This window comes from Blautia sp. MSJ-19 (assembly GCF_018918125.1).
Taxonomy (GTDB): domain Bacteria; phylum Bacillota; class Clostridia; order Lachnospirales; family Lachnospiraceae; genus Blautia_A.
Genome location: NZ_JAHLQA010000019.1, coordinates 1 through 12362, shown reverse-complemented (window position 1 = coordinate 12362; position 12362 = coordinate 1). Strand labels below are relative to the sequence as shown.

The 12362-nt window shown below is 41.5% G+C and carries 12 protein-coding genes; 1 reads left to right on the top strand and 11 read right to left on the bottom strand.

Annotated features, from left to right (window positions below):
• Positions 1-3: 3 nt before the first annotated feature.
• The 6 genes from KQI91_RS08045 to KQI91_RS08020 all read right to left on the bottom strand — a co-directional run bounded on the left by KQI91_RS08045 (position 4) and on the right by KQI91_RS08020 (position 5622).
• Positions 4-651, bottom strand: a complete 648-nt coding sequence (locus KQI91_RS08045) for a potassium channel family protein (RefSeq protein ID WP_216392330.1) — start codon at positions 649-651, stop codon at positions 4-6.
• Positions 652-670: 19 nt separating this feature from the next.
• Positions 671-2008, bottom strand: a complete 1338-nt coding sequence (locus KQI91_RS08040; RefSeq protein ID WP_216392329.1) for a TrkH family potassium uptake protein — start codon at positions 2006-2008, stop codon at positions 671-673.
• A gap of 346 nt (positions 2009-2354) precedes the next feature.
• On the bottom strand, positions 2355-2999 hold the full coding sequence (locus tag KQI91_RS08035) for a DUF6040 family protein (RefSeq protein WP_216392328.1): 645 nt from the start codon (positions 2997-2999) through the stop codon (positions 2355-2357).
• Between the two features lies 1 nt (position 3000).
• Positions 3001-4242, bottom strand: a complete 1242-nt coding sequence (locus KQI91_RS08030; protein WP_216392327.1) for a relaxase/mobilization nuclease domain-containing protein — start codon at positions 4240-4242, stop codon at positions 3001-3003.
• Complete coding sequence (locus KQI91_RS08025; RefSeq protein WP_216392326.1) at positions 4191-4571, bottom strand: plasmid mobilization protein; 381 nt, start codon at positions 4569-4571, stop codon at positions 4191-4193. The genes KQI91_RS08030 and KQI91_RS08025 overlap by 52 nt, the downstream gene beginning before the upstream one ends.
• Positions 4572-5358: 787 nt before the next feature.
• Positions 5359-5622 (bottom strand): hypothetical protein, encoded by a 264-nt coding sequence (locus KQI91_RS08020; RefSeq protein WP_216392325.1) that lies wholly within the window; start codon positions 5620-5622, stop codon positions 5359-5361.
• Positions 5623-5729: 107 nt separating this feature from the next.
• Between KQI91_RS08020 and KQI91_RS08015 the strand changes: the two genes are divergently transcribed.
• A complete protein-coding gene (locus KQI91_RS08015; RefSeq protein WP_119213667.1) occupies positions 5730-5963 on the top strand; it encodes a helix-turn-helix domain-containing protein in 234 nt (77 codons plus the stop codon).
• Between the two features lie 53 nt (positions 5964-6016).
• Here KQI91_RS08015 and KQI91_RS08010 read toward each other — a convergent pair whose 3' ends face one another.
• The 5 genes from KQI91_RS08010 to KQI91_RS07990 form a co-directional block, all read right to left on the bottom strand.
• Positions 6017-6463, bottom strand: coding sequence for a hypothetical protein (locus KQI91_RS08010; protein WP_216392324.1), 447 nt, complete (start codon positions 6461-6463; stop codon positions 6017-6019).
• Complete coding sequence (locus KQI91_RS08005) at positions 6460-7404, bottom strand: ParM/StbA family protein (protein ID WP_216392323.1); 945 nt, start codon at positions 7402-7404, stop codon at positions 6460-6462. The genes KQI91_RS08010 and KQI91_RS08005 overlap by 4 nt, the downstream gene beginning before the upstream one ends.
• A gap of 159 nt (positions 7405-7563) precedes the next feature.
• On the bottom strand, positions 7564-9363 hold the full coding sequence (locus tag KQI91_RS08000; protein WP_253288456.1) for a DNA primase family protein: 1800 nt from the start codon (positions 9361-9363) through the stop codon (positions 7564-7566).
• Between the two features lie 124 nt (positions 9364-9487).
• The gene (locus tag KQI91_RS07995) at positions 9488-9835 is read right to left on the bottom strand and encodes a TnpV protein (protein ID WP_216392322.1); all 348 of its coding nucleotides are present in this window, start codon (positions 9833-9835) and stop codon (positions 9488-9490) included.
• A 295-nt stretch (positions 9836-10130) separates the two neighbouring features.
• The coding region (locus KQI91_RS07990; RefSeq protein WP_216392321.1) for a GBS Bsp-like repeat-containing protein at positions 10131-12362 on the bottom strand (2232 nt) is incomplete at its 5' end.

Genomic DNA, 12362 nt, shown 5'->3' with positions numbered 1-12362 from the left:
TAATTATATACGGAAGCATTTCTGAAGCGCCCTGTATTCTCCTAACACCAGTAATTTATTATTCTCTGCAAAATATGTATTCGGGGAAACTGCAATACTGAATTCCCCTTCACCCTTTACCGCCAGGATATTAATGTTGTAACGTTTCCTGATATCCAGCTCACCTACTGTCTTTCCAACCCATTCTTCTGGCACTTCTACCTCAAAAATCGCATGGGAAGCATCCACCTCCATATAGTCAAGGATATGGTCATCTGTGTAACGGATAGAGGCCCATTTTGCAACCTGTTTTTCCGGATAAACCACTTTGTCGGCACCATTGCGTAAAAGGAATTTTTCCTGAACATCACGTTCAGCCCTGGAGATTACCAGTTTTGCTCCTAACTCTTTTAGAAGTGACGTTGTTTCAAGGGAATTTTGGAAGCTTCCTCCAATGGCTACAAAACAGATATCATAGTTTCCAATCCCAAGGGAGCGTAAAAATTCCGCATTAGTGCTGTCACCAATCTGTGCATTAGTCACAAATGGCAGTACTTTATCCACCCTTTCTTCATTCCAGTCAACCGCCATAATTTCATGTCCCAGCTGGCTTAACTGCATAGCAATATGTCTTCCAAATCTTCCAAGTCCAACAAGCAATACATTCTTCATAATTTTATCTTTCTCCTTCTCATCCAACTGTAATCTTCTCCAGGGGCAGCTTTGCATTCCCCTTGTTTCTTCCAGAAAACACCGCATAAATCAAGGTCAGACCGCCCACACGTCCCAGATACATTAGTATAATCAGCACATTTTGTGAAAAGACATGAAGTCCCGGTGTAATCCCTAGTGTCAGCCCTACCGTGCCTACAGCCGAAGCAGCTTCATACAGACAGTCTAAAAGTGGAAGATCTTCGTATACGCTGATTGCAATTCCACCACAAAAGAACAGGGTAAAATAAAGCATAGCTATCGTTGCTGCATTTTTTATCACATGACATTCCAGCCTTCGCCCAAAAGCCCCTGCATTTTCCTGGCTTCGAAATGTCGCAATCGCATTTAAACTAAGCACCGTAAAGGTTGTCGTTTTCATTCCACCAGCTGTAGAACCTGGCGAACCACCAACCAGCATTAACAGGATCATAACTGCTTTTGAAGCCTCACTCATCTTTGAAATGTCAATCGTGTTAAATCCTGCCGTCCTTGTCGTTACCGATTGGAACACCGCAGCTAACAGACGTTTCCCCGCGGATAGAGTTTTTAGATCACAGGCGAAGAAAAAAAATGCCGGAAATAAGATCAGGCCTGCGGTAGTCATCAGAATAATCTTGCTTTGCATACGGTAACGTTTAAAATTCAGTTTATTCGTATAAATGTCATCCCAGGTGAGAAAACCAATTCCCCCTACAATGATCAGCAGCATAATTCCCACATTTACAAGGGCATTTCCAGAATACCCGGTCAGGGAAGGAAAGGGATTGTCGGCCGTTCCCAGAATATCAAACCCGGCATTACAAAAAGCTGAGATTGAATGAAAGACAGACATCCAGATTCCTTTTCCACCATAATCAGGTAAAAAAACTGGCAATAACAACAGCACCCCTGCAGCTTCAATCAGAAATGTCCCTTTTAAAATAAATCTTGTTAATCTGACAATTCCTCCCACTTTAGGTGCTGATATCGCATCCTGCATGGTGCTTCTTTGCATAAGAGATATTTTTCTCCCAGAAAGAAGGGAAACAGATGCTGCCACCGTTACCACACCAAGCCCGCCAATTTGTATGAGTGCAAGAATAATCGCCTGTCCTGCCATAGACCAGTAGCTTCCGGTGTCCTTCACCACAAGACCTGTCACACATACTGCGGAAGTGGCTGTAAAAAGAGCATCATGAAATGGGGTTGTCACTTTATCCAAAGTGGAAAATGGAAGCATCAGCAGAACGGTTCCAAAAAGAATCACTCCTGCAAACCCCAGAATAATTAACTGAAAGGATGTCAGATGTTTTTTCTTATATGCTTTTTCTGTCATAAATAATCAGAACTCCTTATTATTGATTCTAAATAATGCTATCTTTGTGCTGTTTTTATTATATATAATTGCTTTCAAAGATGGTATAAGAGTCTCTGATTCTGTATTAAGATTGTATAAAGATTTAGATTAGGAATTATTTTCCAAAATAAAACACCAGGACTATGAAAAAATAACCTACTACGATGATTTTATTAACATTTCCTATGATTTCTGCACCGGAAGTCATGTCAGGCCTGACACCATTGCACTTTTTTCCTTGATAAAGATAGAAAATTATCACAAAATTAACTCCAAAAGGGTGTAAATCTATAGTGTGGTTACACCCTTTTCACCCTATTTCATTTTACAGATAATCAAATTTCTTTTGAAGATGCACTCGTAGCAACATCATTCCCACATTAATAAATCCAAATAACAAGATCAAATTCACAGGTAGATATTCTCTGATTACATCTCCAAGTACTACAATCCCTGAAAGACTTCCAACTAAAAACATCTGTGAAATTTCATCCCACATTTCTTTGTATCGTTTTACTACTTCCACGGTTATTATCATCACGATAGCCAATATAAAAAGCACAGCTACGATTGCCAGAATCCTGATAACCCACGCTTCTCCACCTGTATATGCTATTTTCTGGTTGAATCCGTTATCATAGGTTGGATGTACCAACCATTCACAAAATCGAACATACCACACGAATGGAGTCCTGAAAAAATCTATAAAGTCATTCTGAAAAGCACCATTCTGTACGATTGCAAACAGAATTACCGTAACGTATCCCATTCCCCAGAAATATTCCATAGCCTTCATATTTTCCGTTCTGTCCTTTACTTCTTTTTTCGCTTTACGGATTTCCAGCTCTGCCCTTTTCTTTTCATTACGGGCTTTTGCTTCTGCCTGTTCTGTCTTTTTCTCCGCTTCTTTCTGCTTTCTCTGGGCTTCATCTACTGCCTCAACCGATGATTTGTTTACCTGTATCTGCAATTTAGAGTTCTGGTCCCGAACGTCTTTTATTTCTCCTTCGAGCTGCTCTTGCTCGCTCCTGCTCATTAAGCCATTTCTGTTCCTCAGATCGTCGTTGCTCTGCTGAAGCGATTGATTCAGCTTCTGCGTTTCGGACAGTTCGGTTGTCAGACGCTGAATTTCTACGGTTGATTTCCGAACTTCTTCTCGCAATCTCTGCCTGTCGGATAAGATCATCCGTTTCTCTTCTTCCAGTGTCTGTATCTGCTTTTTCTGTGTTCGCATAAACTCTTTCGCTTTCTCGAAACTCTGTACGAGAATATCTCTCTCCACTTTGAGCTTGATCGGTGATTCCTCTGGTATCTGCGATTGCTGCGTCAAGCTCTCTGTAATAGTTTCTGAGTTCTTCGGCTGCTCCGCAGTTTCTATTGGCTGCATCTCTGATTTTTTGCCTATTTCCATTAAATTCATTCTCTAACCCCTCCTTGCTGATGTCCAGATGGAATGTTTTGGACAGATTACTGTCACGCACTTTCTTTCCATCCTGATTTTGAAATGTGATGTGCTTCCGTTTCTCTGTCCAGTTTACGTTCCACCCAAACTGCTTCATTTTTTCTATAAACTTTTCCTTACTGATACAATTTTCCATTGCTTTTAACACCGCTATTGCACAGTCCGCTACAAAGCTGTCCTTTACCTGCTGACGGAACAGATTATATTTGTCTTTGCTCCATGCAATGACTTCCCCTTTTTCAATCTGACTTCCATCAAAATGCTTTCCTTTCTCGGCAACTGTCAGTCCTCGCTCCCGACACATCTGGTTGGTAAACTGTTTCATACGTTCCAGATCTTTTCTGGTGTTATGCAGCTTTCTCCCATCTTCATAACTCACCGAATTTGTAACCAGATGACAATGGATATGATCTTTATCCTTATGTACCGCTACTAAGGTCTGGAATCCACTGAACCATTTTTCTGCAAACTCTTTTCCAAATTCAAATGCCTGCTCTGGGGTGATCTGCTCGTCCTTATGCCAGGAAATAATGTTGTGGGCGTACATTCTCCCGGTGTCTTTATCCCACATCTTCTTTTCTTCCAGAAAGGCTCTGTACACCAGATCATAAGTAATCTCATCATAGCGGTACGGGCCTGTTACATAGGTAAGCAATTCGCTGGTCTTGTCCTGTCGCAACACATATTCGATGCAGTTTCTCATTGCTCCATGTGTATTTGTCCGCTTATTAATCGTCTTATTAACTGCCATATCCTCTCACTCTCCTTCCGATACTTGAAAATATTTTTATTGAGGAAATACAACATACTGTCGTTTGGGATTTCTCCATCTGTATGCAGTTTTCTTGCAATCTGATTGATATTTGTAGTCGCTCCCCGGAGCTGACAAAGGATGTCTGCAAACATCTGGTTCAGTCTTTTCAGTTCTTCCACTTCCTCTGCCGATGCTATCTTCAAGTCTGCGATTGCTTTTATCACAACTTCCTGCTGTGTTCTTCCAGATTCTTTCACTTTGTTTTGAAGCAGATCATATTCTGCTTTATTCATCCGTATGGTTACTGTATAATTTCGTTTTCTCATAGGCTTTTATCTCCTTTCTTTGCCTGATTTTTCATTCTTTATTAACAGGTACATCGTTCTGGTAGCATATTAGCAGGAGATTTATAAGAGAGTGCAACGCTCTCTTATACAGGTGCAGGGTGCATGACGTCCAGTGGACGTCAGCTTTGCACCGACCGGAGCGGCAGCGGAGACAAGTCCTAGTCAATCAGTAAGTGTTCCGTAGGAATGTCCGGTGGACATTTCGCAGGGATATTTACGCTATTGACGTGCCGGGGTTCCAAGGGGCGGAGCCCTCTGGCAAGTTTAGGAACAGCCCAAAGGCTGGCTCCGGTGCATAGTGGCTTGCCACTTTGCGAAACTTGCCTGTCATCTGCCGCCCACTGTAAGAACCGGATCACCATTTTCCCTGCGGCATCTTCCAGAATAAAAAGCGGCTGATGACGGTGGTCTTGTGGTGTGTGGAAAGGCTGTGTAGGAAAACCAGATTACTCCCCTTTGCAGAGAATCTTGATTTCCGTAACAGGCTTTTCACATGCCACTCCGGTGCGGAGTACCGGACAATCATGTGCCGTATCCGGCACTCCATTCTTTTTGACCACATCTGCCTTTTCTTCTGCCAGATTTCCTTTTATTGCTGTTTCTATTCTTTCGACTCATCTTCTTTCCTGTTCAAAGGCATAAAAATTGGCAGTCATGAACATCTCCAGGATTTTCTCCCTGAAAAATGCCATCACTGCCACCTTTTTCTCTGTTATTCTGTTTTTGTGAATCTATTCTACGCTGTCACTTGACTCCATTTGTTCTGTTATTTTACTTTTTTGACGATATCAAAAACTTCATCCATTAACTTTTCCAATTTCATGATCCTGCGGTGTTGATACCAGATCAGTCCCGGCAGTCCGGCTGCCAGCAGGAACGCAACAGCCAGAATTTTAATCGCCTGTCCCCTGCTTTCTATCCCACCATAGCCAAATCCACATACCAGATTCACGAATAAAATATAAAAATATCCACAAAATAAACTCAGTTCAAAAAACCATATCAAAACCTTTTTCAGCTTCTTCTTCATTCTGTTTCTTCTCCCTCCTAAGTTTATGAACTCATTGTAGCGAATTTCTCGCTATATCTCAATAGTGAATATCTCGCTAGTTTATTATTAGGCATGAGGTGGAAATCATGTATAAACGAATTCGTGATCTGCGTGAAGATCGTGACCTGACACAGAAAAATATGGGTGAAATCTTAAACTGCAGCCAGCGTATTTACAGTAATTATGAATGTGGCGATGTTGATATTCCCACTCAGATTCTGATTAAGCTGGCAGAATTTCATAATACCAGTGTTGATTATCTGTTAAACCTGACGGATGATAAACGTCCATATCCAAGAAGTAAAAACAGCTCCACTTAAAGCAGCCCGATTTTTGTAAGAAAGCCGGACTGCTTTATTTTATTTATAGCCATTTAAAAGCTATCCGCAAAATCCAATGCTGCATCCAGATCTGCCTCCTGTTCCCAGTCCGTCATAGCCTCCGTGTGCTGCTCACTCGCCTTTTCTTTTATGAGATCAGGCAATGCTTTTTCTCCTGCTGATTCTTTTACAAACGGTGCAAGCATCTCAAATAAGTTTTTTGCCATAGCCATTGGAACGGATTCTTTCACTCCATCTCGGATAGCTTTCTCTACTCTTTCCAGAAAAGCATCTTCCTTTTCTCTGGTTTCCAGATATGGATCTTCTTCATTCTGGTACTCTCTCGCAAAGTAATCATTCAAAGCTGCCACAACTGCTTTCGTATAGGATTTATATTTCTGCCTGTCCATGGTCTGAAGATATTCCCATGCTTTCCTATCCTGTTCATCACACAGGTTCAACCGAATATTGGTGTTGATAATTTTCCGTTCTTTTCTCATACCAGCATTCCTCCGTTCTTCTGAATTTTTCTCACCGTCATAGCTTCATATCCTTTTGCGGTTGCACAAATGTCCCGTACAATCGTCACCCGTTCTTTGTCATATTCCCCGAAATTCTGAATCATACAGCCACCACCGCCAACTACATATAAGCGCATCAGCTCTGGGTTGTATTCCCGTTCTCTCAGCTTGTGAAAGATCTCTTTTGTGTAATCACTGGCAGCTTTACGGATCACAGCCAGATATTTTTCTCCGATATCTGCTGTCCCAGTACGAATTACCTGTTCAATCACAAGATCATCTACCACCGTTCCCAGTTCTTTCAGCAGACTTTCCCTGACTGCAAGCACACACTGGTACGTTCCATATTTTTCTGTAAAGCATTTCTTCTCCACCGGACGGGAGTTGTTGATATACATGATGTTCATGGTTCCATTTCCAATATCAGCCAGCATATTGATCCCCTTAAAATCCTGCAAGCGGTAAAAAGCTGCCGCAAATCCCTGTGGGTAAATATCCGCTCCTTCAAACTCAATATGATACTGTTTATTGCGGAACGTAAAATCCACGCTCTCGTTTTGAAGCAGATATTTCTGAAAATCCTCTTTCTGAGTAGCCACCCACGTCAAAGGCAATCCGGCAGCAAGGTGTACCTTTGCCCTGTTCATTCCTTTTCCTTCCAGTTCTCTCGCAATCGCAGCCAGTGTCAGCACATAATAGTCCTCGTCCTGCGTTTTCTCCGCACAGAACTCCTTATGCTCCTCACCAATCTGATAAAACATACCATGGTAAACAAGAAGGTTATTCTGAAAAATCGGCTCCTTCTCGTATCTGACTACACCGGATGGGAAACACCTGGTTGCAGTTTTCATGTTGCCATAACCATGATCAATCCCGATCACCATAATTGTCTCGTTTTTGTTTGTTTTCATCATTCTCATAATCATACCTCATTCTTTCTTCTTTATTTTTATTGATAAAAGAACAACTGGGGCAAAAAGGGCATTTTTCTGAACCTCCTGACAGCCTTTCCATTTTTTTGCCCTGTCCTGACCTCGTTCATTTTTGCCTTTTTTGCCCCAAATGCCCCAAACCATCTGTTATATATTCAATTTTAATTGTTCAGAGTGTTCATCAAAGGGTGTTTTCTCCCCTGCTTCCAGAGGCTGGAAATCTTCTTCCCGGATTGCAATATCCTGGTAGCAGTAATCACCGTTATATTTCCTTGCCTGAAACCCCTTGCCCTCCATATTTTTGAAAAATCCTGATTTTGCATGTCCCTGACGTCCATTGTCCTCGCAGTATTCTTCATACATCCGGAACACGTCACTGCGTTTCAGCCGCTTTCCTTTTTCCTTCACCAGTTTGTCCTCAAGAAAAGCACATACACTGTCTGATAACCGCCGCAGTTCCCGGACGCATTCTTTGCTGTGTTCGCTTTCAATAAGTTCCCCACGTTCATAGACATCTTTCAGTGCTGTCACTGCCATATGAATTGCATAATCCGCTTCTGCCTTGATTTTTTCTTTCAAGCGTATATCTTTTTCCTCTCTTGGAATCATCTGATTCATATCCAACACAAGGAGTCTCCGGTAGAAAGCATCCGATTTATCTTCCAGATTCTGCGGCATTTCATTGGTTGAGAAAAGCAGCTTTGCATACGCCTTGTAAAAAACGGCATCTTTTCCCTTTTTCTCATACAAAAGCGTATCTTCACCAACTGCCTTTTTCAGTACATCGGTTGTGTCCATTGCTTTACATGGAATGTCCGCACAGGCATTTAACAGTTTTCCGTACATCCCGGTTGCATAAAACCGTTTGTTCAAGTCCTGCAATGAGATACTGGACGTATTTTCATTCCCGATTACATGCTGGATCAGTGCAACTGCAACTGACTTTCCGGTACCTCCATTTCCTTTCAACATCAAAAATTTCTGGAACTGAGTATCCGTAGTCATACAATATCCAAAATACTCCCAGAACATCTGCTGTTCCACCTTGTCCGGTATGGAAGAATCCAGATATTTTCTGATATTTGCCCCACCTTCCAGGACTTTTTCCCTGTCCTCCGGATAATATGGGAAGGGGATCTGATTAATTGTCAGATACTTCGGATCATGCTCTACCAGTTCACCTGTCAGCACATCATAATAAGCATTTTTGAAATTGATCCAGTGGGCAGGCTGCTTATTCAGTTCATACGAATTCCGGTAAATCTGTGGCTGTGTAATCAAAAGGTTATAAACTCTCTGGATCGTGCTGCTGTTAACCTGATCTCGATAAATTAACTTTTGAATCCGGTATTTCAGCTTTACCCCCTTAGTGTCCTCAATAAAAACGCCATGCTCATAATAATAGGGAATCTCTCCCCTTACAAAGAAGCTCACATTCTCCACAATATAATCCACAATCTCCATGTCCCGCACACCGGTAACTTTCCCTTTGGAATCAAACTTGTGAAAACGGCTTAATTCCGGATCATTCTTCGGTTCCCGTTCAAACCGCAGGATAAACTGCTCCAGAGCTTTCCCTACTTCTGGCTGATTGTCCAGTTTCCCCAGATACTCTTTTTCTTTAAACAACTGCCATCCGACTTTTCCGTCCAGACCAGCATCCTTGCAGAATTCCAGAATCCGGTCATTCATCCATTTGGTCGTGCAAGCAGCCACATAGTGGTACGCACTCTGACAGGTTCCATGAAACTGAATAGACCGCATATCTTCTATGAAACTGTTTACGCTGAAATAGTATTCATCATCTTCCTGCCCCAGATAAAGTGCCTGATAACCGGACATCACAATATTCATTGCAATATCCTGATTGTCCACCAAAAAGATATACTTCTTGGAAGTACCTTCCGGTTCTGTTTCCATATAATGCTTCAGGAACTTCTTATTCATGTTCATCACTTCCTTTCAGAGCAAAAAGAAAAGACGTGGGCCACATTTCTATGACTCACGCCTTACCTGCTCACAATATTCAATTTTCTGTAAATTTATCTGTTATCTCCTGTGTTCATCTATCTTATACATAGATCAATTCTTTCAGGATAACTTCTTCCGCAATCGCTCTGTGACCATTGGCTGCTCTTACCCATGCCATCTGGTCTTTCTCTTTATCCGGCAATGGATCTTTTTCTTCCAACTGTTTCAGAATCATTTCTTCCCGTTCTCTGGCTGCCTTGTCTACTTCCAACAGATGCTCACCAATGCTATCCTGCAAAAGCATCACCTGATACAATGAATTTCTATGATTCTTCAGATAGTCTCTGCGTAAAAATCCATACTTGCCAAGTTGTTCCATCTGCTCACCAGATTTATAGGTGAGATTGGGAATCAGATATCCATTCACATTTGTATAAGTCAGTTTCATTTTATTAGCACTCTCCATTTCTCATCATTTTTTTACGACAAATTTACGACATTTGCGATAAATTTGACGATACTCTACGATACCAGACAAAATGACTGAATGCTCAGAAAGCCTGTAAAATAGGCATTTCTGCTATACACAAAGCAGGACAAAAATCGACTTCCATTATCAAGAGTTGAGTGCTAATTTATATAAAAATTTTTATCACCCAATTTTTATCCCCACTTAATTGAAAAAGTAAATGCAACCCCTGACTCCACTGTTCAAGAGGTTGCATTTATCTTTACATCAGATTCTATTTCTTTGCAGTTACTGTAAAAGTAACTGGTTTACGCACATACTGGCCTGTAGAATCTTTTACATCCACATATAAAGTTTTCTTTCCGGTTGCTCCGGTCTTCCATACACAGGCATTATCTGTACTGTAATCCTGTAATTTGTACCAGTTTCCTTTGGCATCGCAGATCAGGAACTTATACGTATACTTTCCACTTCCACCTGTAGCTTTTGCTATCAAAACTACATTTGATCCACTGGCTGTGCTTCCCAAAGGACTTGCAGAAAGTGTTACCGACAAGGCAGTTTTGCTTTTTACTTCATAAGATAATGCCGCTCTCTTGACCGTTCCATTATTGTCTTTAACATCTACATACAGTGTTTTCTTTCCTGCTGCACCTGTAGTCCAGATATAGGTATTGCTTTTTCCATAGTCACGAAGTTTGTACCAGTTTCCTTTGGCATCGCAGACAAGGAACTTATACGTGTAGTTTCCACTTCCACCACTCGCACCTGCGGTCAGTTTTACCTGACTTCCACTTACGGTACTTCCGGACGGGCTTGCACTCAGACTCGCAGTCAATGCTTTGTTTTTTACTTCAAACGTGATTCCTGCTCTTTTTACTGTTCCATTGCTGTCTTTGACATCTACATACAAAGTTTTCTTTCCAACTGTTCCTGTAGTCCAGGTATAGGTATTACTTTTGGCATAATCCCGAAGTTTGTACCAATTTCCTTTTGCATCACAAATCAGGAATTTGTACGTATAGTTTCCACTTCCTCCACCTGCACCTGCTGTCAGTTTTACCTGACTTCCACTTACGGCACTTCCGGACGGGCTTGCACTCAGACTTGCTGTTACTGCCTTATTTTTCACTTCGAATGTAATTCCGACTCTTTTTACTGTTCCATAACTGTCCTTCACATCTACATACAGATGTTTCTTTCCAACTGCTCCTGTAGTCCAGGTATAGGTACTGCTCTTTCCGTAATCTCTCAGCAGATACCAGTTTTCATTGTTTTCATCACTGATCCAGAACTTATATGTAAAGTTTCCACTTCCTCCGCTTGCACTTGCGTTCAGTTTTACCTGACTTCCTTTCACTGCGCTTCCTGACGGACTCATTGTCAGTTTTGCAGTGATCGGTGTTCTTTTTATAAGCGTATCTGTACTGTATTTGGTATAATTTCCACATTCATCAAACGCATAGATATCCGTGTGATACGTTCCTACCTGTTTCTTATAATCACTGGTATTTACTCTGAATACATACTTTCCATTTTCAAGCTTTCCTTTATACGCGGATGATGTTTTCCAGCTTCCGTCTCCATTAAATGGATTATCTGCTTCAAACCATGTCGGAAACTGTACCCTGTCTATCGCGTGATTATCTGTTGCCGTACATTTTACTGTATATCCGTTTTCAGATACATCCACAATCTCCACATCTGAAATTGTCGGCGCTGTAGCATCTACATATGGTAAGAACTGATTGATATATGAAGTGCAGTTGCCTGCAGTATCATATGCATATATGTCTGTCTGATAGACACAGTTTACCTCGCCATTATGATCCGATACATTGATTCTGCAGGAAACCTGATTTCCTGATATGGTTCCTTCATGCCAGATCAGATCATCCTGTCCATTGTTATGTGTCCAGGTTGGAAACTGTACCGATGCAACTTTGGCATTATCTGTCACTTCGCAGGTGATCGTATAACCAGTAGATGTCAGATCTGTAATCTTTGCATTTGAGATGGTTGGTCCTTCACTGTCTGTATAGTTGATCTTGATGCTGCATACATTCCATGTTTCTGTATCATGATATGCAAAAATATCCAGCGTATTGGAGCCATTTTTTAAATACTCTACAGGAATATATGTAGCAAATCCCTTACCATCCGGCACATCGCCCCTGTCATATAACGGAACATCAAACACCTGTCCATTACACCATGCTGTAACATGGGTACATCCTGACGGAACTACTGCCCATCCCTGAATATATACAGAGTCGACATAACTGCCGCCTTCCTGTGGAAAATCAAGGTGGCATTTAAACTGTGGTGACGGATTTCCTGACACTTTGTAATAATAAATCCTGAGTGGATTCGCATAAGATGCTATGGTCGGGCGGTTACTGTATCCAGGGTCCATGATTTCTACTGTGGATCCGCTAACATTTTTTACTGCCACATAGTGATAATTCAGTACCTGGATCACGCATGCATATCCCTGATCATACAA